General features: G+C 73.2%; 19 protein-coding genes and 4 pseudogenes. 11 read left to right on the forward strand and 12 right to left on the reverse strand.

Annotation, left to right across the window (positions count from 1 at the left end; all coding sequences use genetic code 11):
- The 3 genes and pseudogenes from PUR26_RS02360 to PUR26_RS02370 form a co-directional block, all read left to right on the forward strand.
- Positions 1 to 408 (forward strand): annotated as a pseudogene (locus PUR26_RS02360) (5,10-methylene tetrahydromethanopterin reductase); the annotation flags it as partial.
- A complete protein-coding gene (locus PUR26_RS02365; RefSeq protein ID WP_443076942.1) occupies positions 405 to 1,118 on the forward strand; it encodes an FMN reductase in 714 nt (237 codons plus the stop codon). The pseudogene PUR26_RS02360 and the gene PUR26_RS02365, both read left to right, overlap by 4 nt.
- 71 nt (positions 1,119 to 1,189) lie before the next feature.
- Positions 1,190 to 1,624, forward strand: coding sequence for a universal stress protein (locus tag PUR26_RS02370; RefSeq protein WP_329868627.1), 435 nt, complete (start codon positions 1,190 to 1,192; stop codon positions 1,622 to 1,624).
- A 110-nt stretch (positions 1,625 to 1,734) separates the two neighbouring features.
- On the opposite strand, the gene PUR26_RS02375 is transcribed toward PUR26_RS02370, so the two are convergent.
- The 3 genes from PUR26_RS02375 to PUR26_RS02385 all read right to left on the reverse strand — a co-directional run bounded on the left by PUR26_RS02375 (position 1,735) and on the right by PUR26_RS02385 (position 3,286).
- Positions 1,735 to 2,139, reverse strand: a complete 405-nt coding sequence (locus PUR26_RS02375; protein ID WP_329868629.1) for a hypothetical protein — start codon at positions 2,137 to 2,139, stop codon at positions 1,735 to 1,737.
- 105 nt (positions 2,140 to 2,244) lie between these two features.
- Positions 2,245 to 2,661: a RidA family protein gene (locus PUR26_RS02380; RefSeq protein WP_329868631.1), complete on the reverse strand. Its 417-nt coding sequence runs from the start codon at positions 2,659 to 2,661 to the stop codon at positions 2,245 to 2,247.
- A 160-nt stretch (positions 2,662 to 2,821) separates the two neighbouring features.
- A complete protein-coding gene (locus PUR26_RS02385) occupies positions 2,822 to 3,286 on the reverse strand; it encodes an RrF2 family transcriptional regulator (protein WP_329868686.1) in 465 nt (154 codons plus the stop codon).
- Between the two features lie 189 nt (positions 3,287 to 3,475).
- On the opposite strand from PUR26_RS02385, the gene PUR26_RS02390 reads away from it, so the two are divergent.
- The 5 genes and pseudogenes from PUR26_RS02390 (at position 3,476) to PUR26_RS02410 (ending at position 9,789) form a co-directional block, all read left to right on the forward strand.
- Positions 3,476 to 4,471: an endonuclease/exonuclease/phosphatase family protein gene (locus PUR26_RS02390; protein ID WP_329868688.1), complete on the forward strand. Its 996-nt coding sequence runs from the start codon at positions 3,476 to 3,478 to the stop codon at positions 4,469 to 4,471.
- Positions 4,472 to 4,489: 18 nt separating this feature from the next.
- Positions 4,490 to 4,726 carry a DUF2630 family protein gene (locus tag PUR26_RS02395; RefSeq protein WP_329868633.1) on the forward strand — a complete coding sequence of 79 codons (237 nt, stop codon included), beginning with the start codon at positions 4,490 to 4,492 and terminating at the stop codon, positions 4,724 to 4,726.
- A 5-nt stretch (positions 4,727 to 4,731) separates the two neighbouring features.
- A pseudogene (locus tag PUR26_RS02400) lies at positions 4,732 to 6,788 on the forward strand (FUSC family protein).
- A 410-nt stretch (positions 6,789 to 7,198) separates the two neighbouring features.
- On the forward strand, positions 7,199 to 8,674 hold the full coding sequence (locus PUR26_RS02405) for an APC family permease (RefSeq protein WP_329868634.1): 1,476 nt from the start codon (positions 7,199 to 7,201) through the stop codon (positions 8,672 to 8,674).
- A 143-nt stretch (positions 8,675 to 8,817) separates the two neighbouring features.
- On the forward strand, positions 8,818 to 9,789 hold the full coding sequence (locus PUR26_RS02410) for a hypothetical protein (RefSeq protein WP_329868635.1): 972 nt from the start codon (positions 8,818 to 8,820) through the stop codon (positions 9,787 to 9,789).
- Positions 9,790 to 9,796: 7 nt separating this feature from the next.
- Here the strand turns inward: PUR26_RS02410 and PUR26_RS02415 are convergent, their stop codons facing one another.
- Entirely contained in the window at positions 9,797 to 11,845 is a 2,049-nt protein-coding gene (locus PUR26_RS02415) for a PhoX family protein (protein ID WP_329868637.1), read from the reverse strand.
- Between the two features lie 360 nt (positions 11,846 to 12,205).
- On the opposite strand from PUR26_RS02415, the gene PUR26_RS02420 reads away from it, so the two are divergent.
- Entirely contained in the window at positions 12,206 to 13,870 is a 1,665-nt protein-coding gene (locus PUR26_RS02420; RefSeq protein ID WP_329868639.1) for a VWA domain-containing protein, read from the forward strand.
- On the opposite strand, the pseudogene PUR26_RS02425 reads toward PUR26_RS02420, so the two are convergent.
- Together PUR26_RS02425 and PUR26_RS02430 are read right to left on the reverse strand one after the other, a co-directional pair.
- A pseudogene (locus PUR26_RS02425) lies at positions 13,837 to 15,079 on the reverse strand (sensor histidine kinase). The gene PUR26_RS02420 and the pseudogene PUR26_RS02425 sit on opposite strands and share 34 nt — an antisense overlap.
- On the reverse strand, positions 15,076 to 15,729 hold the full coding sequence (locus tag PUR26_RS02430; protein ID WP_329868640.1) for a response regulator transcription factor: 654 nt from the start codon (positions 15,727 to 15,729) through the stop codon (positions 15,076 to 15,078). Before PUR26_RS02430 ends, PUR26_RS02425 begins: the two are co-directional and overlap by 4 nt.
- Positions 15,730 to 15,832: 103 nt before the next feature.
- Between PUR26_RS02430 and metG the strand changes: the two genes are divergently transcribed.
- Positions 15,833 to 17,440 carry a methionine--tRNA ligase gene (metG, locus tag PUR26_RS02435; protein WP_329868642.1) on the forward strand — a complete coding sequence of 536 codons (1,608 nt, stop codon included), beginning with the start codon at positions 15,833 to 15,835 and terminating at the stop codon, positions 17,438 to 17,440.
- 114 nt (positions 17,441 to 17,554) lie between these two features.
- Here the strand turns inward: metG and PUR26_RS02440 are convergent, their stop codons facing one another.
- The 3 genes and pseudogenes from PUR26_RS02440 to aspS all read right to left on the reverse strand — a co-directional run bounded on the left by PUR26_RS02440 (position 17,555) and on the right by aspS (position 21,328).
- Positions 17,555 to 18,322 (reverse strand): L,D-transpeptidase family protein, encoded by a 768-nt coding sequence (locus tag PUR26_RS02440; protein WP_329868644.1) that lies wholly within the window; start codon positions 18,320 to 18,322, stop codon positions 17,555 to 17,557.
- An 823-nt stretch (positions 18,323 to 19,145) separates the two neighbouring features.
- Positions 19,146 to 19,253 (reverse strand): annotated as a pseudogene (locus PUR26_RS02445) (SigE family RNA polymerase sigma factor); the annotation flags it as partial.
- A 308-nt stretch (positions 19,254 to 19,561) separates the two neighbouring features.
- Complete coding sequence (gene aspS, locus PUR26_RS02450; RefSeq protein WP_329868646.1) at positions 19,562 to 21,328, reverse strand: aspartate--tRNA ligase; 1,767 nt, start codon at positions 21,326 to 21,328, stop codon at positions 19,562 to 19,564.
- Positions 21,329 to 21,452: 124 nt separating this feature from the next.
- Here aspS and PUR26_RS02455 point away from each other — a divergent pair, with 124 nt between their 5' ends.
- A complete protein-coding gene (locus PUR26_RS02455; RefSeq protein WP_329868648.1) occupies positions 21,453 to 23,546 on the forward strand; it encodes a SpoIIE family protein phosphatase in 2,094 nt (697 codons plus the stop codon).
- Here PUR26_RS02455 and PUR26_RS02460 read toward each other — a convergent pair.
- From PUR26_RS02460 to PUR26_RS02470, 3 genes are all read right to left on the reverse strand, one after another.
- Positions 23,501 to 24,583, reverse strand: a complete 1,083-nt coding sequence (locus tag PUR26_RS02460) for an AI-2E family transporter (RefSeq protein ID WP_329868690.1) — start codon at positions 24,581 to 24,583, stop codon at positions 23,501 to 23,503. The two genes, PUR26_RS02455 and PUR26_RS02460, sit on opposite strands and share 46 nt — an antisense overlap.
- 155 nt (positions 24,584 to 24,738) lie before the next feature.
- Positions 24,739 to 25,707: a pirin family protein gene (locus PUR26_RS02465; protein WP_329868650.1), complete on the reverse strand. Its 969-nt coding sequence runs from the start codon at positions 25,705 to 25,707 to the stop codon at positions 24,739 to 24,741.
- 661 nt (positions 25,708 to 26,368) lie between these two features.
- Entirely contained in the window at positions 26,369 to 26,821 is a 453-nt protein-coding gene (locus PUR26_RS02470) for an SseB family protein (RefSeq protein ID WP_329868652.1), read from the reverse strand.
- Positions 26,822 to 26,826 lie beyond the last annotated feature (5 nt).

Here is a 26,826-nt window from a genome sequence, read left to right on the forward strand (position 1 = left end):
ATGCGCCGCAACTCGCAGGACGCCGTACGGGAGTTCCGTCCGTACTTCGACAACGCGCCGGTCTACGGACACGGCCCGTCCCTGGAGGAGTTCACCGAGCAGACCCCGCTCACCGTCGGCTCCCCGCAGCAGGTCATCGAGCGGACCCTCGGTTTCCGCGAGGCCGTGGGCGACTACCAGCGGCAGCTGTTCCTGATGGACCACGCGGGCCTGCCGCTCAGGACCGTCCTGGAGCAGCTCGACATCCTCGGCGAGGAGGTCGTGCCCGTCCTGCGCAAGGAGTTCGCCGCCCTGCGGCCGGCCGGCGTGCCGGAGACCGCCCCGCTGCACCCCGCCCTGGGGGCCGCGCCCCTTACCGGGCAGGAAGCCCGTGAAGCCCGTACCGAGAAGGAGGTGTCCGCGTCATGAGGCTGACCGTCGTCTCCGCGGGGCTGAGCCGCCCCTCGTCCACCCGGCTGCTGGCCGACCGTCTCGCCGACGCCGTACGCGCCGGCCTGGCGGAGGCCGGGCGGCCCGTGGAGGTGGAGGTCGTCGAACTGCGCGACCTGGCCGTCGACATCGCGAAGAACCTGGTCAGCGGCTTCCCGCCGCCCGCGCTCGGGGCCGCGCTCGACGCGGTGACCGATGCGGACGGGGTGATCGCGGTGACGCCCGTCTTCACCGCCTCGTACAGCGGTCTGTTCAAGTCCTTCTTCGACCTGGTCGACAAGGACGCGCTGGCCGGGAAGCCGGTACTGATCGCGGCGACCGGCGGCACCTCGCGGCACTCCCTGGTGCTGGAACACGCCCTGCGGCCGCTCTTCGCCTACCTGCGGGCGCTGGTGGTTCCCACCGCCGTGTTCGCGGCGTCCGAGGACTGGGGTTCCGCCGGGGACGGGCCGACCGACGGCCTGCCGTCGCGGATCGTCCGGGCCGGCGGCGAGCTCGCCGAGCTGATGGCGGGCCGCCCGGTGGTCCACCGGACCGAGGGCCCGGTCGGCGTGCGGGACGGCGGACGGCCGGAGGGCGGCATCGGCCGGCGGCCGGAGGGCGGCACCGGTGCGGGCGGTCTCCGTGAGGCGTTCGGTGATGACCTCGTGCCGTTCGCGCAGCAGCTCGCCCGGCTGCGGGTCGACTGATCCCCTTCGGGTAGACGCGTGCACAACGACCCGTCCCGGTACACCGGACGACGAAGGTGGAGGCCGTCGGCATGACAGCAGGCAGGATCGTGGTGGGCGTGGACGGCTCGGAACCGTCCCTGAAGGCGCTGAGGTGGGCTGCCCGGCAGGCCGCCCTGACCGGGGCGACGCTGGAGGTGGTGACCGGCTGGGAGTACCCGGCGACCGGGTGGGCGGGCGCGGCGCCGGGCTGGCCCCCGGATTTCGACCCGGAGACGATCGCCCGGCAGACCCTGGACGAGGCGGTGGCGGCCGGGCTCGACGAGGCGACGGCGGCGGCCGTCGAACGGGTCGTGGTGGCCGGCCACCCCGCGCAGGCGCTGGTGGACCGGGCCGCGGGAGCCGACCTGCTGGTGGTGGGGGACCGCGGCTACAGCGGCTTCAAGGCGGCCGTCCTGGGCTCGGTCGGCCTGCACGTCACCCAGCACGCACCATGCCCCGTGGTCGTGGTGCGCGGCGAGGTGTGAGGGCGGGCCGACCGGTCGCGGCTCGGCGCACGCCCGGCCGCTGACGGCCGCTGACGGCCGCTGACGAGAACGATGGCCCCGGCGGTCGCGCCGGGGCCATCGCCGGGATGTCACTCGTGCGTGTAGAAGGCGTAGAACATGCCCAACGAGACGGCGCCCGCCAGGATCAGCCCCAGCACCACCGCCGTCAGGATGCTCGCGCCGGTGAGGCTGTGGAGGAAACCGACCGAGATCCCGGCCAGCGCCCCGAACGCTCCCGCGCGCACTTCACGCGGCAGCGACCCGCGCACCCGCGCCAGGCCGTAGCAGAGGGCCCCGAAGACCACCGCGCTGACCACTCCGAGCACCACCTGGCCGCCGGTGACCGGGCCCTCGCCGGAGCGCTGGAGGAACTGCGCGTAGAAGCCGTAGAAGATGCCGAGGGCTGCGGACCAGACCAACGCGGTGCGTCCATGACCGTGCGGACGGTCCGACGGACGTCCGTGCCGTGCGGGCACCGTTACCTGTGCGGCCATCGCGGAGCTCCTTCCCACTGACCCCCACCATCCAAGAGCACACCCCCGCCCCGCCCCCGGCAAGTGGATCAGCCGCGGCCGGGGCCCGGCCTCCCGGCGGTCCCGTCACCCGGCGGGAGCGGCGGGACGGACCGCGACCGCGTCGACCTCGAAGAGCATCCCGGGCAGCGCCAGCGACGCCACGCCGCTGAGCGTCTGCGCCGGCAGCCGGTCGCCCCAGCCGGCGTGCAGCGCCTTGCCCAGGACCTCCAGCTTCGCCAGGTCGTGGTCGACGATGTACGAGCCGAGGCGCACGACGTGCTCGAAGCCGAGACCGACGGCCGCCAGCGCGGTGCGCAGATTGCCGAAGGCCAGTTCCACCTGGGCGGCGAAGTCGCCCGGCACGACCTGACCGGTCGCGTCGGAGGCGTACTGCCCGCCGATGAAGACCGGTTCGCCGGGCGCGGAGGCGGCGTGGTTGTAGCCGAAGGGGGTGGGGTCGTGCAGTCCAGCGGGATTGGTGAGAGTGCGCTCGTCGCTCATGACGGATGCTTCCTTCCCGTACGTCCGGTGGGTTGCGTGGTTCCGGTGTGGTGCGTGGCTGCACCTGTGGCGGTGCGGGGCTTGTACCTGCGGTGGTGCAGGGCGTGCGGGCCGCGCGGTGCGTGCGAGGTCTCCCTTACCGCCCGCGCGGCGGTCGTCCTCAGCCGGCGAACCACCGGCGGACGCGCTCGGGCGCGTCCGGTGCCTGTTCCTCGGCCCGCTGCCGTACGGATTCGAGGGTGTGGGCCGCCAGTTCGCGCCGCCAGGCCAGCTCCGCCCGCCCCATGGCGCCCGCGATGGCGCACCGCGGGCCGCCCGGCGGCGCGGCGCCCGGCCCCTGCTGCCGGATCTCGGCGCAGCGGAACGCCTCCTCCGGCCCCTCGATCGCCGCGACCACGTCCATCAGCGTGATCCGTGCGAGCGGCCGCGCCAGCCGGAATCCGCCCCTGGGTCCGGAGACCGAGGTGACGATGCCGGCCCTGACGAGGGCCTGGAGCTGCTTGTTGAGGTAGGCGGCGGGCAGTTCGTGGTAGGCCGCGAGACGGGCGGCCTTCACGGCTCGCTCCGGCCCGATCCAGGCCAGGTTGAGGCAGCTGTGCAGGGCCCACTCCACGCCCTCGCTCATCTTCATATCCTGGATATTAGATATCCAGGATGTGAAGGGCAAGCCCCTTTCGCCCGCGTGCCGCCGGCCGGACGCGTCGGGCGGGGGGGCCGCACCCCGCCCGAACGTCTCCCCCGCCGCATCGCGCCCTTCCCCCCGGGGGAGGATTCCCCGGGACACCGAGACTGCGGAGGCGGCCTGTTGGACAGCGTGCGTACGGCTCAGGACCCTCGGCTGCCCCGGACCGGGCCCCGCACCTGGCGGCGTGGAGCGGCCTGGGCCGCGGGGCCCCTGCTCGCCGGGCCGACCGTCGTGGCCGTCTGCCGGACGGGCGGCACCGACGCCATCACTCCCGTACCGCAACTCCTCTCCTTCCTCCCCTGGCTCACCGTCCCCGCCGGCCTCGCCCTGCTGCTCGCCCTGGCCGCCCGCCGCCCCCTCCTGATCGCATGGGCCGCCGTCGCCCTCGCCGTCACCGGCTGGTACGCCCAGCCCTACGGTCCGGACCGCACACGCGCCCACGGGCCGGTCGTCGCGCAGCTGCGCGTACTGGCCGCCAACGTCGAGTTCGGCCGGGCGGCCCCCGAGCTGCTCGACGCCATCCGCCGCGAGCGCCCCGCCCTGGTCTTCGTGTCGGAGTGCGATCCGGGCTGCGCCGATGTGCTCACCGACGCGCTGCGCGCCGGCCACCCCCATCGCGCCGACGCCCCGGAGGCCGGACCGGCCGGCTCGCTGATCCTCAGCTCCCACCCGCTCACCGGGGAGCCCGCGCTGACCGGCACGCTGGGCATGCCCGGCGCCACGGCGCGGATCGCCGGGAAGGACGTACGCCTCCAGCTCGCCCACCCGATGCCGCCGGTGCCGGGGCAGGTGGACGTGTGGAAGCGCGAGCTCGGCCGGGTGGCGGCCTTCGCGGCCGGACACGCGGGCGGCCCCACGCTCCTCGCCGGGGACTTCAACGCCTCCCAGGACCACGCCGCCTTCCGCGCCGTGCTCGACTCCGGCTCCCTGCACGACGCCGCCCGGCTCGGCGGCGCCGCCCGCACCCCGTCCTGGCCGCAGGGCGGGCCGGTGCCGCCGTACGTCCAGATCGACCACGTCCTGGTCAGCGAGGACTTCTCGGTGCGCGGCGCCCGCTTCCTCCCGCTGCCGCGCACCGACCACCGGGCCCTGCTGGTGGACCTCGACCTGCACGGCGGCCCCTGATCCGGGAAGGTGGAGGTCATGGAGAACGAGCAGATCCTCGACCACATCGGTGCGCTCGTCCGCGAGGAGCGCGCCCTGCGCGACCGCACCGGCGGTCTGACCGGGGACGAGCGCGTGCGGCTGCAGGCCCTGGAAGTACAACTGGACCAGTGCTGGGACCTGTTGCGGCAGCGGCGCGCCAAGTCCGAGTTCGGCGAGGACCCCGGCAGCGCGGCGGTCCGCCCGCCCGGCGAGGTCGAGGGCTACCGCGGCTGAGCGGCGTGGACACCCCGCCACCGCGCCGGCCGGCCCGGCTCGCCCCGCCCGAGTGGCTGACGCGCGGACTGCGCCCGCAGGAGGCACCGGTGCCGTGGCCGGCCGTGGTCCGCGCCTCCGTCGCGCTGGCCGCGCCCCTCGCGGTGGGCTTCGCCTCCGGCCGGCCGGAGTACGGCGCGCTGGTCTCCATGGGCGCCATGTCCGGAGTCATCGGCGACACCGCGGACGCCTACCGGATGCGGGTCTACAACATCGCCGTACCGCAGCTCTTCGGCGCGGCCGGCCTCACGCTCGGCACGCTCGTCCACGGCCAGGGGTGGGCGGCGGTCGGGGTGCTCACCCTCATCGCGCTGGTGTCCGGGATGATCTCGTCGATCGGCGCGGTGGCCTCCGTCTCGGGCCTGCTGCTGCTCCTCAACTCCGTGGTCGGCGCCGGGATCCCGCTGCCCAGCCCCTGGTGGACGGCGCCCTTGCTGCTCCTGGCCGGCGGCCTCCTGGTCCTCGTCCTCACCCTGCTCGGCTGGCCCCTGCGCGGCGGTGTGCCGGAACGGGCCGCGGTGGCCGCCACCTACCGGGCCGTCGCCGACCTGCTGGCCGCGGCCGGTACACCCGCGTACGACGAGAAGCGCCGGGCCGTCACCCTGGCCCTGGACACCGCCTACGACCTGGCGCTCGCCCGCCGCGCCCGGGACAGCGGCCGCAGCCCGGCCCAGGTGCGCCTGCTCGCCCAGCTCAACGCGCTCATCCCGGTCATCGAGGCGGCCCCCGCCGCCCATCTGCGCGGCCGTCCGCTGCCCGCCGCGATCCCGGCGGCCGTCGCGGGCCTGGCCACGGCCGTGGAACGCGGCCGCCCGCCCGGCCCGCCCGCACGACCGGACGGCCGGCCGGCCCGGGCGACGGCCCATCGGACGGTCCCGTCCGCAGCGGCCGGCCGGCCGTCGAAGCGGACCACGAGGAACCGGTCGCCGGACTCGCCCTGCCGCAGCCCACCACCCCCTCCGAACGGGCCGTCGACCACGCCCTGCGCCACGCCGCCACCGTCGTCCACGAGGCCGAGCCCGACCCCTTCAACATCGACGACCGGCTCGGCCGCCCCGCCGCCCTCGGCATCCGGATCCGCCGCGTCACCCGCGGGGTGCTGTTCTCGGGCGCCTCATGGCGGTACGGACTGCGCCTCGCGCTGTGCATCGGGCTCGCCCAGTCCCTGGGGTCGGCGATCACCGTCCCCCGTTCGTACTGGGTCGCGCTCACCGTCACCTTCGTACTGAAGCCGGACTTCGGTTCGGTCTTCTCGCGGGCCGTGCTGCGCGCCCTGGGCACGGCGGCCGGACTGCTGGTGGCGGCGGCCGTGCTGGCGGAGGTGGAACGCGGCTGGTGGCTCGTGCCGGTCATGATGGTGCTGGCGGCGCTGATCCCGGCGGTGTCCGCGAAGGGGTTCGCGTTCCAGACCGCCGCGGTCACCCCGGTGATCCTGCTCCTGTCCGACCTCCTCGGCCACGAGGGCTTCGGCCTGGTGCTGCCACGCCTTTGGGACTCGCTGCTGGGGTGCGCGATCGTGCTGGTCTTCGGCTACCTGCTGTGGCCGGAGAGCTGGCACACCCGGATCGGCGACCGGCTCGCGGACACGGTCGCCGACACCGCGCAGTACGTGTCCCGGGCGTTCGGCCCCGGCACAGACGTCGACCAGAGCGGGCGGCTGCGGGCCCGGCGACGGCTCTACCGCGATCTGTCGACCGTGCGCAGCGAGTTCCAGCGCGCCCTGACCGAGCCGCCGCCCACCGGCCTGCGGGCCGCCGCCTGGTGGCCGCTGGTCGTCGCCGTCGAGCGGATCGTGGACGCGACGACGGCCGCCCGGGTCCGGGTGAACCACGGCGCCCCGCCCCCGGCCGCCGCCGAGGTCGCCGACATCACGCGGCAACTGCGCGAACTGGCCGCCGGACTGCGCGAGAGCGACGTCCTGGTGGAGGTGCGCGCCCGGTTGGAGGGCGACGAGGAAGGCGTACTCGACGCGCTGCGCCAGGAGGTCCGCGCGGCACGCTCGATCGCCTCACCCCCGGCATGACCGGCGCCCGGCATGAACGACACCGGCATGACCGGTACCCGGTACGAACCGTCCCCGCCACGAACGACACCGGCACGAACGGCCCCCGCCACGAACGGCCCCCGGGCCGCGCGAACGGAGCCGGGACCAGCGGCCGAAGAGCCCGGAGCGGGCCCCCATGGACACCGCTCCAACAGCGCGTGGACGGGGCGTGGACGGGACGCCGACAGCGCCTTGAATCCCTGAAAACTCTCTGAGCAGCCGCTTTTCGCACCCCGGATTTCATCCTTCCGGGTGACGTCACCGGTGCTGTGGCTCACGACTACGATGCGCAGGATCCCCATGTGCGGGCGCATGCTCCGGTATGCCGTCACATGCGGGTCCTGCTCGTGACCTACCGCCATATGCCCTGCCATCCAAGGACATTCGCCATGCGCAGCATTCAAGGCCGAGGGCTCCAGCCCAATGTCCTCGGTACGCTCGACACGATCGTGATGGCGGTGGCGGGCAGTGCGCCCGCCTACTCACTGGCCGCGACGACCGCCGTGCTCGTCGGCGCCGTCGGCCTGGCGGCGCCGGCCGCACTCCTCTACTGCGCGATCCCGATGCTGGGCATCGTCCTGTCCTTCAGCCGTCTCGGCCGCATCGACGTCAACGCGGGCGCCAGTTACTCCTGGGTGGGCCGCACCCTCCACCCCTTCCTCGGGTTCCTCTCCGGCTGGGCGCTGGTCGTCGCCGCGACCCTCTTCATGGTCGCCGGTTCACTGCCCGCCGGGCAGATGACGCTCAGCCTGTTCGCCCCGGGGCTCGCGGACAGCACCGCGACGGCGACCGCCGTCGGCGCCGGCTGGTTCCTGATGATGCTGCTGGTCGTCCTCGGCGGCGCGAGGATCACCGTACGGGCGCAGCTGATCATGTCGGGCGTCGAGCTGCTGATCCTGCTGCTGTTCGTGCTGGTCGCGCTCGCGCACCGGGGGACGTCGGTCGCCTTCGACTGGTCCTGGCTGGGCTTCGGGCACTTCGAGGGGGCGTCCGGGTTCGCGTCCGGCGCGCTGATCGCGGCGTTCTACTACTGGGGCTGGGACGTCACCAGCAACCTCAGTGAGGAGACCCGCGACAGCCGCCGCACGGCCGGTCTGGCCGCGCTCGTGGGCATCGGCGTCGTCTTCCTCCTCTTCGAGGCGTTCACCATCGCCGTCAACGTCATCCTGTCCGCCGGTGCGATCGACGCGGGCGGGGCGAACGTACTGACCCTCCTCGGGGACGTGGTCTGGCCGGGCGTCGGCGGGAAGCTGCTGATCGTGGCGGTACTGCTGTCCACCGTCGCCACCCTGGAGACCACCCTCATCCAGGTGACGCGCTCCCTGTTCGCGATGGGCAGGGACCGGACGATGCCGTCCGCGCTCGGCGCCGTGCACCGGCGCTGGAACACTCCCTGGGTGGCGATCGCCGTCGTCGGCGCGGTGGCCCTGGTGATGTTCGTGGCCGTGACCGCGCTCGGCACGGTGGGCGAGATCCTGTCCGCGGCGGTCAGCGCCATGGGGCTCCAGATCGCCTTCTACTACGGACTCGCGGGGATCGCCGCGGTGGTCGCGTACCGGGGCATGCTGCTGCGGACCGCGCGGGACTTCCTGCTCGGCGGGGTGTGGCCGCTGCTCGGCTCGGCCTTCATGTTCTGGGTGTTCTTCGAGTCTTTGGGGGAACTGGGCGCCGCCTCGGTCGCGATCGGGCTGGGCGGGCTGGCGGCGGGGGTCGTCCCGATGCTCTGGTACTGGCACAAGGGGAGTCCGTACTACCGTCCGGCCAGGCTGGACGCGACGCGCGCCATGGCCGCTGCGGCGCCGTACGACGCCTCCCGCACATGCCGTCAGGGCAACGAGAACGAAGTCCTCGCGACCGATTTCTGATTTTTCACGTCTCCATGTGTGTGACCGGTGACCGCCCGTGCCCGACGGTCACCCGGGAGGGAGCCGCGGACGCCGGTCCACCGGTGTGTTCGACGCTTCCGGTGCTTCCTACGTAGTGCTTGGTGAGGGGAAGGAGGGAGGGGATGGCCGCACGCCGCCGCTCCGTACGCTTCGAGCCGGACTTCGACCCGGACTTCGGGGACCGCGCGCTGACCGAGGCGCGCCACGACATCATCATCGGCCGCTGGCAGGGCGTCCGCGATCTGCTGCGCTCCACCGGTGACTGCTGGGCCCGCCGTACGCACCGGCTGAGGCTGCTGGCCCACGCCGCGGCGGGCAGCTCCGCCGTCGAGGCGTGGCGGGCGGCCGAGCCCGAGGATCCCGACGCGGCCGTGCTGCGCGCCGCGACCGAGGTGGTACGGGTCTTCAACCAGGCGATCTCGGCCGGGCGCGGCACGGCCATGGACCGGGCGCGGCTCGACGCCACGGTCATGACCTGCCTCATCGCGGCCGACGCCCGGCCCGCCGACCCGATGCCGTGGGTGTCGCTGATGACGGTCGCGCGGCTGTACGACGACGGGGTCGGCCGACGGGAACTGCGCGGCTGGTGGGACGAGTTGCGCCGCCGCGACCCGCACAACCTGGAGGGCCATGTGCAGCTGCTGCGGTACTGGTCGGCGCGGTGGCACGGAACGCACGGCTCGATGTACGACTTCGCGCGGGACGCGGCCGGGGTCGCGCCCCCGGGCTCGCCCCTGCCGGTGCTGGTGCAGATCGCCCGGGTCGAGGAGTACCGGTACATCGCGGACGGCGCCCGTGGACGGGGCCCGGTCCGCGGGTTCGACCAGCACTGGAAGCACGAGCTGGCGGCGACGGAGGTCCGGCGGACCTGGGAGCGCTGGATCACCGGACGGAAGCCCGGCCCGGTGCGCCCCGAGGAGGTCGAGCCCCTCAACTACCTCACGCACGCCGCCTGTCACGCGGGCCTGACGGAGGAGGCCCGGGGCCTGTTCGAGCTGCTCGGGGCGCGGGCGTCATGGGTGCCGTGGTCGTACACGGGCGACCCGGTGGAGCAGTTCACGAAGTGGCGCGAACAGGTCCGCGCCACTCCGTGAGGCGGTGCTACACGCCGATGTCGCCGCCGTCCTTGCGGTAGACCGCGACGACCGACGGGCGGACGATCCTGCCCGGCCCGTCGGGCCAGCTGGACGCGGGCTTCTCGACGGACGCCCCGTCGACCTCACCCGGGTGCTGCACGGCGACCAGGACGCGCCGGTCCTGGATGATCGGCCCACAGGTCTCCGCGCCGGTCGGCACGGTCAGGAACTGCTTGAGCTCACCACGGCGCTCGCCCCGGGTGGCCACACCGAACAGGCCGTCGTGCGAGCCGAGCTGGTTGCCGTCCGTGGAGATCCACAGGTTGCCGTGCGGGTCGAAGGCGACGTTGTCGGGGCAGGAGATCGGGCTGACCTTCTCCTTGGGGAAGCCCGCGAAGTACGTCGCCGGGTCGTTCGGGTCGCCGGCGACGAGGAACAGCCGCCAGGCGAAGCCGTCGCCCGCCGGGTCGTCCCAGTGCTCGGCGAGCTCCAGGATCTGCCCGTGCTTGTTGAGGTTGCGAGGGTTGGCCTCGTCGGCCGCCGCCTTGCCGGCCTTGCCCCGGTCGGAGTTGTTCGTCAGGGCGACGTACACCCGGCCGGTACGGGGGGACGGCTCCACGTCCTCGGGGCGGTCCATCTTCGTGGCGCCCACCTTGTCGCCGGCGAGGCGGGTGAAGACGTACACCTCCTCGGCGGTCATGCCGGGGACGTGCGAGACGTCGCCGGTCGCGAGCGGGATCCACACACCGGAGCCGTCGAACTCGCCGTCGTCGGGCAGCTTGCCCGTGCCGTCGATCTGGCCGGGCGAGTCGCCGGTCAGCTTGGCGACGTACAGGGTGCCCTCGTCGAGCAGCGTCAGGTTGTGTTCGCGGGCGGCGCGGCTGGTGCCCTTCTTCATCCGCTTGCTCGACACGAACTTGTAGAAGTAGTCGAACCGCTCGTCGTCACCCATGTAGACGACGGGGCGTCCGTCGGCGGTCAGGCGGGGCTGGGCGGCCTCGTGCTTGAAACGGCCGAGCGCGGTGCGCTTGCGGGGGGTGGAGTCGGGGTCGTACGGGTCGAGCTCGACGACCCAGCCGAACCGGTGCGGCTCGTTCGGCTCCTGCTTCACGTCGAAGCGCTTGTCGAACCGCTCCCACTTGCGCTCGGTGGCGCCGGTGCCGATGCCGTACCGCTTGTCGGTGGCACTGGACCCGTTGGCGAAGTACTGGTTGAAGTTCTCCTCGCCGTGCAGGGTGGTGCCCCACGGCGTGGTGCCGCCCGCACAGTTGTTGAGCGTGCCGTACACCGTGCGGCCGGACGGGTCGGCGGAGGTGCGCAGCAGGGCGCCGCCCGCCGCCGGGCCGGTGAGCCGGAACTCGCTCGTGGCGGTGAGCCGGCGGTTGACCGGATGGCGGGTGACGGGCGTGAGCCGGCCGGAGCGGTGCTCCTCCTGGACGACGACCACGGACAGACCGTGCGCGGCCCAGGCGATCTCCACCTGCTCGCGGGTCGGGTTCTCGGGGTCGTATCCCTTGAACATCAGGATCTCGTCGGTGTACTCGTGGTTGGCGACGAGCACCTGGCGTCCGTGCTCGCCCCGGAGCGGGAGCAGGGACAGGAAGTCGTTGTTGTAGCCGAACTGCCCGGCCTGCGCCGCGGCGGTCTGCCGGTCGGCGTCGAAGGCGGGCGCCCCGCGCAGGATGGGCTCGCCCCAGCGGATGACCACGCTCTGGGCGTAACCGTCGGGGACGGTGACCTTGTCGTTCTTGTTGGGTGCCACGGCGGCGAACCGCAGGCCGCGGGCGCCCTCGGTCCTGCCGGGCTGCCGGTGCGCGGCGGGCGCGGCCTGCGCGGGGGCGGCGCTCCGCAGGGCGACGGCGCCGCCGGCGGCGGTGGCGACGGTCACGACGGCGGCGGCGCGCATCATCGAACGTCTCGACAGCGCACCGGCTATGACGTCACCGACGTACTCGTTGTCGCTGGTGTTGGGCACCTCGTGGAAACAGGCGTCACCGCAGCGGTAGCGGCAGGTGAGGGCGGACCGACCGCCCGCGTGCGAGTCGGTGCTCAGCAACGGCAGCAGTTTGCGCACTTCGTCCTCCTTCGGCGCACCCCGCGCCGACATGGTGTCGGGTTATTGCATCCGGCGGTGACGCTAAACGGGCACGTCAGCAGGGCGGCGGCGGTGAGATGAACGACGAATGAATCCGGGGCGTCCGGGGCGGGGTTGACGCGAATGCCCCTTGCCTTTCCGCGCCACTCGGGGCGGCTAACCTTACGTGTCCGTCCTGGCCAGGGATGATTCCTAGCAGTACGGACATATACGGCACCCAATATGCGAAAGGCATCGCCCATGGGCATTCGGAGCTTGCTGCGCAAGGTGTTTGGACGCGATCGTGCGGAGGGTGACGAGCCGGCGGCCGCCTCCGTCCCGCCCCAGACGGAACGCACTGTGCCGGAGGAGCCCACGGCGACGGTCCCGTCCCCGACGCCCCCGTCGGCGGCGGAGAAGTCGGTGGCGGAGCAGACGGCCGCGGAACGGTCGGCCGCCGAGCAGACGGCCGCCGACCTGGTGGCGGCGTCCTTCGACAACCCCGCGCCGACCCGCCCGACGGTCCCGGCGGCCCGCGATTCCTCCCCCGCGGCGCCCCAGGTGAACGAGCCCGAGACCGCGGCCCCTCCCGCCCAGCGGGTGGACGAGCCCACGATCCCGCCGAAGACCGGCACCGCGGCACCGACGGCCCCGGACGCGGAGAAGCCGGCGGAGGCCGCCGGGGCGACGGCCGAGGCGGAGCCCGAGGAGCCGGCGGAGGCCGCCGAGGCCGTTACGGTCGCCGAGCCCGAGCCCGAGCCCGCAGCGGAGGCCGAGGCCGTTGCGGTCGCCGACGCGAAGGCCGAGCCCGAGGAGCCGGCGGAGGCCGCCGAGGCCGTTGCGGTCGCCGAGACCGCTCCCACGGCGGACGCCGAGGCGGACACCGAGCCCGAGGCGGAGCCGAAGGCCCAGCCCGAGGAGCCCGCCGGGGCGGCGGCGGACACGTCCGACGGCGAAGCCGAGGCGAAGACCGAGGCCGAGACCGAGACCGAGGAACCCGCCAAGGCGCCCGAAGCCGAGGCGAAGACCGACGCGACGGCCGAGGCCCAGGCGGCGGAGCCCGAGGCCCCCGCAGCCGAAGCGACCGAAGAAGCGCCCGCCACCGCGGTCGCCGAAGCCGAAGCCGAGGCCCCCGAAGCCGAAGCCGCAGCCGAGGAGCCCGCCGAGGTCCCCGCAGCCGAAGCCGAACCGGCGGCCGATGCGGCGGCGGCCGACGAAACGCCCGCCGCCGAGGCCACCGCGTCCGAGGCCGTGGAGACGACGGAGGAGCAGCCCACCGAGCAGCCCACCGGCCGGCCCGCCGAGGAGACGGTTTCGGAACCCGCCGCTGCGGAGCCCGCCACCGCCGGCCCCGCGGTCCCGCTCGCCCGGGTCAAGTCGCGGGCGCCGCAGGGGGTCGTCGACGCGTACAAGGCCGCCGGGGCCGTCCTCAAGAAGCGCGGGCTCGTCGGGACGCGGGCCACCGTGTATCTGGTCCTGGACCGGTCCGGGTCCATGCGGTCGTACTACAAGGACGGCAGCGCCCAGCACCTCGCCGAGCAGGCGCTCGCCCTCGCCGCGCACCTCGACGAGGACGCCACCGTGTCCGTGGTGTTCTTCTCCACCGAGATGGACGGCACCGGCCGGATCACCCTCGACGACATCGAGGGACGGATCGAGGAGCTGAACAACTCCCTCGGCCGGATGGGACGGACCAACTACGACCGTGCCATCGCGGAGGTCCTGGACCAGCACGCGAAGTCCGCGGCGGCCGACCGCCCCGCTCTCGTGCTGTTCCAGACGGACGGCGCGCCCGAGTCGAAGACCGCGGCCACCCAGGCGCTGACCGACGCCGCGGCGAAGGCCGGCGGGATCTTCTGGCAGTTCGTGGCGTTCGGCGAGGAGGACGCCAAGGCGTTCGACTACCTCCGCAGGATCCAGGCGGAGGAGACCGGGAACACGGGCTTCTTCCACGCGGGCCCCACCCCCGCCGAGGTCCCGCACGCCACGTTCTACCGCGAGACGCTCGCGCGCTGGACCGTCTGAGGCGCCGGGGCCTGGCCGGTCGGCAACCGTACCGTCACGATCAGGCCCCCGCCCTCCCCTCGCGGCTCGGCGGTCACCGTTCCGCCGTGCGCCACCGCGATCGACCGCGGACAGCCCCAGCCCGGCCCCCGGCCCCCTCCGGTCGCGCCCCTCGCCCCGCCGGAACGGCTCGAACAGCGCAGGGACGGCGTCCGCGTCGATCACCGGCCCGGTGTTGGCGACCGTGAGCACGCCGCCCTCGACCGTCACGTCCACGGTCCCGCCGGGTACGTTGTAGGCCACCGCGTTGGCCAGCAGGTTGCGCGTCAGCTGCGCCAGCAGCACCCGGCTGCCCCGCACGGGGCCGCCCTTCACCGCGCCGCCCGTCACCGCGCCGCCGGGCTGCCCACCACCCCGCCCCACGGCGCCCCCGCTCCTCCTCGGGAACGGCACGTCGTGGCGGGCGCACTCCTCCGCGACGACCTCCGCCAGGTCCACGTCGGCCCGCTCCTCCAGTCCCCGCTCGCCGCGCGCCAGCATCAGCAGTCCGTCGATCAGCCGCTCGCTGCGCCGGTTGCTGTCCAGCAGCACCCGCTTCACGGCCGCGAGCTCCTCGGGGTCCGGGGGCACGGCCGCGTCCAGGCCCACCTGGATCGCGGTGCGCTGGGTGGCCAGCGGGGTCCGCAGTTCATGGGAGGCGTTCGCGATGAACCGGCGCTGGCTGTCGAACGCCGTCTCCAGCCGCGCCAGCAGCGCGTCGATCGTGTCGCCCAGCTCCTTGAGCTCGTCGTCGGGTCCGCCGGCCGCGATCCTCTCGTGCAGATTGCGTTCGGAGAGCGTGCGGGCGCGGGCGGTCATCGCGTGGACGGGACGCAGCACCCGCCCGGCCGTCCACCACCCCACGAAGACCGCGCACACCGCGATGACCAGCAGCGCGCCGCACGACCACATCAGCATCTGCTCGGAGGCGGCCCGGCTGACGGTGTCGGTCAGCCGGTACGCGGTGACCGGTTCCAGGAGCGGGGTCCCCGGCCCGGCCCCCTCGACCCGGACGGTGTCCCGGAACGGCCCGGCCGCCTCGGCGGCGGCGGCGATCGCGTCGGCCTCCCCGCGCGTACCGGCCCGCGAGAGCAGGAAGACGACGGCGAGCAGGCAGCCCCCGAGGACCAGGAAGGCGCCCCCGTACACGAGGGCGATGCGGGTCCGGATCGTCGAACCGGCGCCGATCACAGCGCGTACCCCACGCCCTGGACCGTCCGGATCGGCGAGGGCTCGCCCAGCTTGCCGCGCAGTTTGCTCATACAGACCCGCACCGCGCCGGTGAAGGGATCGGCGTGGGCGTCCCAGGCCCGCTCCAGCAGCTCCTCGGCCGGGACGACCGCCCCGTCCGCCTCCAGCAGGATCTGGAGCACGGAGAACTCCTTCGGCGACAGGTCCAGACGCCGTCCGTCCCGCTCGGCGGTCCTGCGCACGGTGTCCATGACCAGCCCCCCGCGCTCCAGGAGCGGCGGTACGGGCCGGGCGCTGCGCCGTCGCAGCGCCCGTACCCGGGAGACCAGCTCGGGGAAATCGAACGGTTTGCCGAGGTAGTCGTCGGCGCCCAGGTCCAGCCCGGCCACCCGGTCGTCCGTGGAGGAGGCGGCGGTCAGCATCAGGATCCGGGTGCGCGCGCCGTCCGTGACCAGCGCGCGGGCCACGTCGTCGCCGTGGACGCCCGGCAGGTCGCGGTCGAGGACGACGACGTCGTAGTCGTGCAGATCCAGGTGGGCGAGGGCGGCGTCGCCGCTGTGGACGGTGTCGACGGCGAAGCCGGCCCGCCGCAGCCCGATGGCCACCAGGGCGGCCAGGTCTTCCTCGTCCTCGGCAACCAGTACGCGCATGCCCCCACTCTCCCCGCCCCCGTGTTTCGCCCGTGTCTCCACCCCCGTCCCCCCGATGGAACGAAGGTGAGGGCAGCTTCGCGGGACAGATAGGATTTCGACCATGGCGGCCACTGGATCCGAGAAGCAGGGGGCGAAGGCGTTTTACGTCACGACCCCCATTTACTACGTCAACGACGCTCCTCACCTGGGCCACGCCTACACGACCGTCGCAGGCGACGTGCTCACCCGCTGGCACCGTCAGCGCGGCGAGAAGGTGTGGTACCTCACCGGCACGGACGAGCACGGTCAGAAGATCATGCGCACGGCCGAGGCGAACGACGTCACGCCCCAGGCATGGTGCGACAAGCTCGTCGAGGAGGCGTGGAAGCCCCTCTGGGAGCACCTGGACATCGCGAACGACGACTTCATCCGGACGACGGAGAAGCGGCACACGGACCGTGTGCAGGAGTTCGTGCAGGACCTGTACGACAAGGGCGAGATCTACAAGGGCGGGTACGAGGGCCCTTACTGCGTGGGCTGCGAGGAGTACAAGCTCCCCGGTGATCTCATCGAGGCCGAGGACGGCACGAAGCTGTGCCCGGTCCACAAGAAGCCGGTGGAGATCCTCAAGGAGGAGAACTACTTCTTCAAGCTCAGCGAGTACGGCCCGAAGCTGCTGGAGTTCTACGAGGCGAACCCCGGCTTCATCCAGCCCGAGTCGGCCCGCAACGAGGTGCTGAACTTCGTCCGGCAGGGGCTCCAGGACCTCTCCATCTCCCGGTCGACCTTCGACTGGGGCATCCCGATCCCGTGGGACGAGAAGCACGTCATCTACGTGTGGGTCGACGCGCTGCTGAACTACGCCACGGCCGTCGGCTACGGCGCGAACCAGGAGAAGTTCGACGCGACCTTCCCGGCCGACGTGCACCTGGTCGGCAAGGACATCCTCCGCTTCCACGCGGTGATCTGGCCCGCGATGCTGATGGCGCAGGGCCTGCCGGTCCCCGGCCGGGTCGCGGCCAACGGCTGGCTGATGGTCGGCGGCGAGAAGATGTCGAAGTCGAACCTGACCGGCATCAAGCCGCAGGACCTGACCTCGCACTTCGGCGTGGACGCCTACCGCTGGTACTTCCTGCGCGCCATCGCGTTCGGCAGCGACGGCTCGTTCTCGTGGGAGGACTTCAGCGCCCGCTACACCTCCGAGCTCGCCAACGACTACGGCAACCTCGCCTCTCGCGTGGCGGCGATGGTCGGCAAGTACTTCGAGGGGTCCCTGCCGGCGGCCGAGGCCGACGGCGACGCGGAGCGTGCGATCCACGAGGGCCTGGCCAAGGCGGTCGCCACGGCGGACCTGAAGATCGGCGAGGAGCTGGACTTCCAGGCCGGCATCCTGGCGATCTTCGACTTCGTGAAGCAGGTCAACGGCTACATCACGGAGCAGGAGCCGTGGAAGGTCGCCAAGGACGACTCGGCCGAGGGCCGGGCGCGTCTGGCGACGATCCTCTACACCGCGGCCGAGTCCCTCCGGGCCGTCGCGGTCCTGCTCAACCCGGTCATGCCGGACACCTCCCGGAAGCTGTGGGACTCCCTGGGCGCCGAGGCGTCCCTGGGGGCCCTGGCGTCCCAGCCGGTCCGGAGCGCGGCCGACTGGGGCCGGCTCCGGCCCGGCGCGACGGTGACGAAGGGCGCGGTGCTGTTCCCGCGCCTGGAGGAGCCGAAGAAGGACTGACCTCCCTCTCGGACCCCCTGACACCCGGAACCGCCGCCTCTCCGGAGGCGGCGGTTCCGTCGTTGCGGGGCCGGACGCTCCCGCGTACCGGCCCCGTCGCGGCGGGGTGTCCGCTCACCGGCCCAGTGACGCCGCGTCCCCCATCACCACCACCGGCCGCTTCGCCGGGTCCAGCCAGCGCAGGAGTTCGCGCATCCGGTCCTTCTTCAGGGAGACACAGCCCTGGGTGGGGCCGTCGTGGTCGACGTGGAGCCAGATGCCGCCGCCGCGCTCCGCGCCCAGCGGGCGGGTCCAGTCGAGCGGGGTCGTGCCGGGCTCGCGGTTGTAGTTGATGGCAACGACGTAGTCGAAGGACCCCGCCAGCGGTTCGCCCAGGGCGCCGGTGCCCCGGGCGACGAAGCCGGATCCCTGGTCGTAGGGGAGCCGGCTGCCCGGGTCGTCGAGGAGCCCGCCGGCGTCGGTGAGGCCGAACACGCCGACCGGGGAGCGGTGGTCGCCCTGGACGTGATGGTCGGTCCAGCCGTCCCGGGCGTTGTGGGCGGGCCAGGGGTCGGAGACCGGCCTCCACCCCTCGGCCGGGTGCCGTTCGTAGAGGACGACCTGCGAGCGGCTGGAGTCGGGCGCCTCACCGGTGACGACGACCGCCTGACGGGCCTCCGCCGGGACGGCGGCCCGGACGGCCGGCCCGAGCGCCGGGATCTCGCGCGGGCGCAGCGTCTGGGCCTGCGGGGCGGGCGGGGCGCTGCGGCCGGTGGCGCGCCGCTCGGTGGCCGGGGCGGCGCCGTCGTCCCGCAGGCCGCCCGCTTCCGCGCATGCGGTCAGGGGCAGGAGCAGGAGGAAGGCCGTGCAGGTCAGGACGCGGGCACGGGTGCGGGCGGGCATGTCAGGGCCTTTCGGTGCTGCCGGGTACGGGGGTGGCGTCGGCGCCGAACGTCGCGCCGTCCAGGATGCGTCGGGTCTCTTCGAGCCTGCGGTCGATGTCACCGCGCAGACAGACCGTCACGTCGATGACCGCCTCCTTCGGTGCCGCGAGTTCTGCGGTGTACGTCTTGGCTCCTCCCAGGGCCCGGCAGGTCGTGTCGGGCTGCGCGCCGAGCAGCCCGTCCGGCCCGGGCGTGGGGCTGCCCTTGCCACGCGGCCGCAGGCGCAGCTCCAGCAGCGCACCGCCGTCCGGGAGCTCCGCCATCGGCGCGCAGAGGCCACGACTTGTATGCATACAGGAGTATTTGTACGGAGTAAGGGTCGCCGTTCCGGCGAATCCGACACTTTCGGCCTTCTGCCGCGCGTCGCCCTCCACCCACAGCCCGTTCCAGCCCGTCGGAAGCCTCAGCGTCAGACCGGCCAGCCCCGGATAGCCCACCGCCGCCCCGAGCGGTCCGCGCGGGGCGTCCGCTCTCGGCGCACCGGCCGGCGGCACCTGGAGCGGGCCCGTCCCGTGCGGGTCCCCGGTCCGCAGCAGCGAGCCCGCGAGGGCCAGCCCGGCCACGGCCACCGCCGTCCCCGCCACGGCACCGCGGCGCCGCCGCCGGCGTTCGACCCGCTCGCGCACCCGGCGCATCCGGTCGGCGGGCGCCCCCGGGGCGGGCACGGCCCGCTCCAGCAGCAGCCGGAGCTCTTCCTCAGGATCGGTCACGGCTGCTCCCCGCGGGTTCGGGCAGTGCCGCACGCAGGGTGCGCAGTGCCTTGGCGGCCTGGCTCTTGACGGTTCCTCGGCCAGGTGCGCGTCGCCGGTCAGCAGCCAGGCGACCCGCAGAAGCCTGGGGCCGCGGGCGGCGACGAACTCCTCGAAGTCGCCGTCGGGGCCGCTGTTCATCCGTTCCTCGCCTATCCGTTCGGTGTCCCACGCCTGTGGAACGCGATGGCGGGCGATCGGGTTGCCCCTCGTACCGGATTCGCCCGATGACGGAGAGGGGCCCCGGAACCATCGGGTTCCGGGGCCCGTATGCCCGTGCCGAGCGGCGGTGAACAAGATCAGGAGGACGGGGGGACACGGGCGTCAGCCGTGGACCGCTGTGAACGCCCCCGGACGCGGCCGTCCCGGCCCCGCGTACGACCGGACCCCCGGCCCTGGGGAGGGCCGGGGGTCCGGTGAACCGTGCGGGGCACAGCCCGCCGGTCGGGCTACTTGTCGGCGACCGGCTTGCGCAGCTGGAGGTTCAGCTCGCGCAGGCGGGCCTCGTCCAGCTCCGTCGGGGCGCCCATCAGCAGGTCCTGGGCGTTGCCGTTGAGCGGGAAGGCGATCGTCTCGCGGATGTTCGGCTCGTCGGCCAGCAGCATGACGATGCGGTCCACGCCCGGGGCGATTCCGCCGTGCGGCGGGGCGCCGAACTCGAAGGCGCGCAGCATGCCCGCGAACTCCTGCTCGACCGTCTCGCGCGAGTAGCCCGCGATCTCGAAGGCCTTGAACATGATCTCGGGCTCGTGGTTCCGGATCGCGCCGGAGGACAGCTCGACACCGTTGCAGACGATGTCGTACTGCCAGCCGAGGACGTCCAGCGGGTCCTGGGTCTCCAGGGCCTCCAGGCCGCCCTGCGGCATCGAGAACGGGTTGTGCGAGAAGTCGATCTTCCCGGTCTCCTCGTCCTTCTCGTACATCGGGAAGTCGACGATCCAGGCGAACCGGAAGACGCCGTCCTCGAAGTGGCCCGCGCGCTTGGCGGCCTCGACCCGGACCGCGCCCATGATCTTGGAGACCTCGTCGAACTCGCCGGCGCCGAAGAAGACGGCGTGCCCGGCGGCGAGGCCGAGGCGCTCGGTGAGGACCTTGACGTTCTCCTCGGTGAGGAACTTGGCGATCGGGCCGCTGAGCCCGCCGTCCTCGCCGACCCGCACCCAGGCCAGGCCCTTGGCGCCCTGCTCGACGGCGTAGTCGCCGAGGCCGTCGAAGAACTTGCGGGGCTGCGACGCGACGTCCGGCACCGGCAGCGCGCGCACGTGCTTGCCCGCGAACGCCTTGAACTCCGAGCCCTCGAAGACGTCGGTGATGTCGACGAGCTTCAGCTGGGCGCGCAGGTCCGGCTTGTCGGAGCCGTACGTCAGCATCGCCTCGCGGAACGGGATCCGCGGGAAGGGCGAGGTGACGTGCCGGCCGCCGCCGAACTCCTCGAACAGCTCGGTCATGAGCTTCTCGATCGGCTGGAAGACGTCCTCCTGCTCGACGAAGCTCATCTCGACGTCGAGCTGGTAGAACTCGCCCGGCGAGCGGTCGGCGCGGGCGTCCTCGTCGCGGAAGCAGGGCGCGATCTGGAAGTACCGGTCGAAGCCGGAGATCATCAGCAGCTGCTTGAACTGCTGCGGCGCCTGCGGCAGCGCGTAGAACTTGCCCGGGTTCAGACGGGACGGGACGACGAAGTCGCGGGCGCCCTCGGGGGAGGTCGCGGCGAGGATCGGGGTCGCCATCTCGTTGAAGCCGAGGGCCACCATCTTGGAGCGGATGGCGGCGATGACGGCGGAGCGCAGCATGATGTTGCGGTGCATGCGCTCACGGCGCAGGTCGAGGAAGCGGTACTCCAGGCGCCGCTCCTCGTTGACGCCGTCGTCCGCGTTGATCGTGAACGGGATCTGCTTGGCGGCGCCCAGGACCTCGACCTCGGCGGCCTCGATCTCGATCTCGCCGGTCGGCAGCTCGGGGTTCACGTTCTCGGCGCCGCGGGAGACGACCTTGCCGTCGACCCGGACGACCGTCTCCTTCGTCAGCTTGTCGAGGACCTCGGCGGCCGCCGTGCCCGGCCGGGCGACGAGCTGCGTGATGCCGTAGTGGTCGCGCAGATCGATGAAGAGGATGCCGCCCAGGTCGCGCCGATTGTGCAGCCAGCCGCTCAGCCGGACGTCGGTGCCGACGTCAGAGGCGCGGAGCTCGCCGCAGGTGTGGGACCTGTACCGATGCATCGTCGTTCATCCACTCTTCGGGATCGGGGGTATAGCTCGACTCGTCAAGGTTACCGTCCGCACCAAGATCCCCTTTCGGTACGCTCACTGGCGGCTGATCGGTCCATCTTCTTAAAGTGGGGCAATGCGCACCGAGGACGTACTGGCCACGATCCTGACCGGCCTGTGGCGCTGGGACAACGCCTCCGGGATCGTCACCCTCGACGCGGAGGCCGCCCGGCTGCTCGGGCTGCCCGCCGAGCCCGCCGAACTCACCGAGGCGGCCGTACGCTCCCGCTTCCACCCCGTGGACTGGAACGAGATCGACGGCGTGGTGAACCTGGCGGTCGCCGAGGGCACCCTGGCCGAGTCCCGGCTGCGGATCATGGACGAGAACGGGCGCGTGGTCCGTACCGTGCGCAGCCGCTCCAAGCCCCTGATCAAGGGCCGGGACTACCAGCTGGTGGGCACCCTCCAGGAGGTCGCCGAGCCGCAGCCCGGCACCGCGGCCCGGACCCCCGTCACGGGCGACTGGCGCAGGTCCAGGGAGGCGTTCCTGCTGGACGCGGGGCGGGCCCTGGCCGAGGCCAGGTCCACGGCCGAGGTGCTGCGGGTGGCGGCGTCGCTGTCCATGCCGGGGTTCTCGCCGGACGGGCTCGCGGTCTTCGGGGTGGCGGGCGACCGGCTGACGATCATCGGGCACCACGGCCACAGCGCCGGTGACGACGTCCCCTTCTCGGACATGCCGCTGGACACCGACTACCCGGCCGCCGAGGTGGTGCGGACCGGCCGGGCGATCTACCTGCCCTCCCCGGACGAGTACCGGGAGCGCTTCGGTACGACATGGCCGCTGGCCCAGCGTTTCGGGCGGGCGTCCTGGGCGTTCCTGCCGCTGATCGTGGCGGGCCGCACCATGGGCGCCTGGATGGCGGCGTTCACGTACCCGGTCGTCTTCACGCCCGACGAGCGCTCGGTGCTGACGACCGTGGCGCGGATGCTCGCGCAGGCGCTGGCCCGGGCGGGGGTCGCGGAGTCCGAGCGGGAGCTCTCGCTGGGGCTCCAGCGCACGATGATGCCGGTGCTGGGCCCGGCGATCCCCGGGATGACGGTGGCGGCCCGGTACGTGCCGACGGGCGGCGGCCTCCAGGTCGGCGGCGACTGGTACGACATGATCCAGCTGCCGGGCGGCCGGATCGCGCTCGTGATCGGCGACGTGCAGGGGCACGACGTGCGGGCCGCCGGGCTGATGGGGCAGTTGCGGATCGCGCTGCGGGCGTACGCCTCCGAGGGCCACCGGCCGGACGCGGTGCTCTCGCGCGCCTCCCGCTTCCTGTACGGGATCACCGACGGCGTCGAGGGGGACCACGGCGCCCGTTTCGCGACCTGCCTGTACCTGGAGGTCGACCCGGAGACCGGCACGCTCGACATCGCCCGGGCCGGCCACCCCGATCCGGCGATCCGGATGGCCGACGGGACGGTGATGCTGCGGCCCACCGCCGGCGGGCTGCCGCTCGGCATCGTCCCGGACGCGGACTATCCGACGACCCGGCTCACCCTGGAGCCCGGCGAGACCCTGATGATCTGCACCGACGGGCTGCTGGAGACCGGCGGGCACGACCTGGACACCGGCTGGAGCCGCATCCGGGCCCTGCTGGAACAGCACGACGGGGAGTCCCTGGAGGTGCTCGCCGACACCCTCGTCGAGGCGGTGCACGGCCCGGGGTCGCACCACACGACGGGCCCGCTCGCGGACCGGCGCGAGGACGACATCGCGATGCTGCTGCTGTGCCGCACGGGCTCGCCGTCGAAGGAGGCCGCGGCCCGCCGTACCGCCCTGACCATCGCGCAGGCGGAGCCCGAACGGATCGCGGGGGCCCGAGGGCACCTGCGGGAGCTGCTGCACGACTGGGCGGAGGCGGAGCAGGTCGACGCGGCGGTGCTGATGGTCTCCGAGATGGTCACCAACGTGCTGGTCCACACCGACGGGGACGCCCTGCTGATCGCGGAGGCCACCGGCGAGCACGGCACCCGGCGGCTGCGGGTCGAGGTCGCGGACTCCAGCGACGAGCTGCCGCACAAGCGGCGGCCGGGCGAGATGGCCTCCTCGGGACGCGGCCTGGTCCTGATGGAGATGCTCGCCCACAAGTGGGGCGTGGATCCCCGGGGCGAGGGCAAGTCGATCTGGTTCGAGCTCTACGAGGGCGAGGACGCCCCGTCGTGGGTACCGCCCGCCGTGTAGTGCTTGCGCAGCTCCCCGAAGACGCCGAACGCGGCGGCGGTCACCGGCACGGAGAGCAGCATGCCGAGGATCCCGGCGACGGACGCGCCCGCGGTGATCGCCAGCAGCACCACGGCCGGGTGCATCTGCACGGTCCGGCTCTGGATCATGGGCTGGAGGACGTGCCCCTCCAGGAGCTGGACCGCCAGGACGACGCCGAGCACCCAGAGCGCGATGGCGAAGCCCCGGTCGGCGAGCGCGACGAGCACGGCGACGGCGCCGGAGATGAAGGCGCCGAGGTACGGGATGTAGGCGCCGACGAAGACGAGCGCGCCCAGCCCGACCGCACCCGGCACCCGCAGGACGAGCAGCCCCACGGTGATGCACAGGGCGTCGATCAGCGCGATGAAGGTGGTGCCGCGCATGAACCCCTCGACGGCCTCGAAGGCGCGTCGCGCCATGGCCTCGGCGGTGTCCCCGGTGGAGCGCGGGGACAGGGCGCGCAGGGCGCGGACGGCCCGGGGCGAGTCGCGGAGGAAGAAGAACACGAGCAGCAGCGCGAGGAGCGCCACCGCGGCCGTCTCGGCGACGACGCCGAGCCCGGTGAGCACTCCGGAGGCCGCGGTCTGGCCGAACCTGCCGAGCAGGTCCTCGGAGTTGGCGGCGACGTCGTCCAGTGAGGTCCCGGCGGCGCCGAAGTGGGCGGCCAGGTCCCTCGCGGCCTGTCGCAGGGAGGCGACGATCTGGTCGCCCGACTCGACGAGCGCGTTGACCACGATGTAGGCGGCGCCGCCGACGACGGCGACCACGGCCGCGCAGGTCAGCCCGGCGGCGAGGGAGCGGTTGACCTTCATGGCGACGAGCCGCCGGTACAGCGGCCCGAGGAGGGCGGTCCCGAGAAGGGCCAGCAGGACGGGTGTGACGACCGTCTTGAAGGTCACGCACAGCCAGATCGCGACGGCCATGACGCCGGTGACCAGCAGGATGACGAGACACCAGGCGGCGAGACGGCGTACGGGCTCGGGCAGCAGACGGGCGGACTCGGGCAGCAGCGGCATCACGCCCCCAGCCGATCACGCCCGCGACGGGCCCGCCCGTAGGCGGGCCCGGGCGGGTGACGCCCCGTCAACCGGGCCGGTGCCTCCGCCGCCCCCGGTCCGCCCCACGGTCCGTCGAGGACCCCGGCCCGTCCCCTGGTCCGTCCCCCGGTCCGTCAGAGGTTCTCGCCCATGCCGTGGACCGCCGGGACGCGTCCGAGGCGGCCGGCCTGGAAGTCCTCGAACGCCTGCCTGAGCTCTTCCTGGCTGTTCATCACGAACGGCCCGTAGTGCGCCATCGGCTCACGGATCGGCCGCCCGCCCAGCAGCACGATCTCCAGGTCGGGGGTGTGGCCGTCCTGCTTCTCGTCCGCGCGGACGGTCAGCGAGCCGCCCTCGCCGAAGACCGCGGTCTGGCCCATGCGGACCGGCCGCCGCTCCGTACCGGCCGAGCCGCGCCCGGCCAGCACGTACGCGAGCCCGTTGAACTCCTGCCGCCAGGGCAGCGTGACCTCGGCGCCCGGGCGCAGCGTGGCGTGGATCATGGTGATCGGGGTGTGCGTGATGCCCGGGCCCTCGTGGCCGTCCAGCTCGCCGGCGATGACCCGCAGCAGCGCGCCGCCGTCCGCGGAGGTGAGGAGCTGGACCTGGCCGCCGCGGATGTCCTGGTAGCGGGGGTCCATCATCTTGTCGGCGGCGGGCAGGTTGACCCACAGCTGGAGGCCGTGGAAGAGGCCGCCCGACATGACCAGGTTCTCCGGCGGGGCCTCGATGTGGAGCAGCCCGGAGCCCGCCGTCATCCACTGGGTGTCGCCGTTGCGGATGGTGCCGCCGCCACCGTTGCTGTCCTGGTGGACGAACGTTCCGTCGATCAGGTAGGTGACGGTCTCGAAGCCGCGGTGCGGGTGCCAGGGGGTCCCCTTCGCCTCTCCGACGCCGTACTCCACCTCTCCCATCTGGTCCATCATGATGAACGGGTCGAGGCGGCGGTAGTCGATCCCGGCGAACGCGCGACGCACCGGGAAGCCCTCCCCCTCGAAGCCGGTGGGCGCGGTCGTCACGGCGAGCACCGGACGGGCGGCCGCCTCGGCCGGCGCGGCGACACGCGGCAGGGTGAGCGGGTTCTCGACGGTTACGGCAGGCATGACGGGTCCTCCTTGAACGGCGGCGTACCCTCAGATTAGTTGAATGCTGAACTTCTTGCTACCGGAACACGCGGACCGCCGCATGCATTCCCCGTCGTCCGGGCGGGACCTCCCCCCGCCGGCGGGACCGCGGGGCGTCCGGCGGGACCGCCGCGCGCAGCGCCGGACACCGGCCGGGGACCGGGCCCTCCGGCCGTACGGCGCACCGGTCGGCCGGGCCCGTCCCGCGCTCGGCCGGCATCACCGGCCCGTCCTCCCGGGCGGGCCCGAGGGGCACGCGAACGGCACGCCGGAGCGGCCCTCGCCGGGCTGGAACGTGACGGGTCCCTGGAACGTGACGTGCCCCTGGAGCGTGACGTGTCCCTGGAGCGCGGGCGCTTCCGCTCGGCGGAGGCGAGGACATCACGCCCCAGGGGGCCGGTGATGGCGTACCGGCGCACGGGCGCGGTGGTCCTCCGCGCCACGGGGACTCACTCATCTGCTGCATACGGCGCACAGTAGGCAGCGCGGGCGTCCGCCTCGTCGGCCGGAAGTCGCACGGTACGACGACTTTCGGCGCGCGCGGGCGGGCGGGGCGCGTACGGCGGACGGCGTACCGAAGACGGCACACCCGGAGGTGACACGCCCGTTCGGTACGAAGCGGGCGGCGGCCGGCGGGCCGTCAGCCGTACATGCGGCGCATCGCGAAGTCGACCATCTGCTCCACGGCCTTCGCGTCGAAGACCATCCGGTGGTCGCCCTCCATGTCGAGCACGAAGCCGTACCCGGTGGGCAGCAGGTCGATCACCTCGGCGCCGGTGATCACGAAGTACTTGGACTCCTTGCCCGCGTACCTGCGCAGCTCCTTGAGGGAGGTGAACATCGGGATGACCGGCTGCTGGGTGTTGTGCAGCGCCAGGAATCCGGGGTTGTCACCGCGCGGGCAGTACACCTTGGAGGTCGCGAAGATCTGCTGGAAGTCCTCGGCGGACAGCGACCCGGTGGTGAAGGCCCGCACCGCGTCGGCGAGCGAGGGCGGCGACGGCTCGGGGTACAGCGGCGGCTGCTGCGCGTACCCCTGCTGGGGCGGGGCGTACTGCTGCTGGGCGCCCTGGTTCTGGTCGTAGCCGTACATGCCCG

It is taken from the genome of Streptomyces sp. SP18CS02 (assembly GCF_036322365.1).
In the GTDB taxonomy this organism is placed as follows: domain Bacteria; phylum Actinomycetota; class Actinomycetes; order Streptomycetales; family Streptomycetaceae; genus Streptomyces.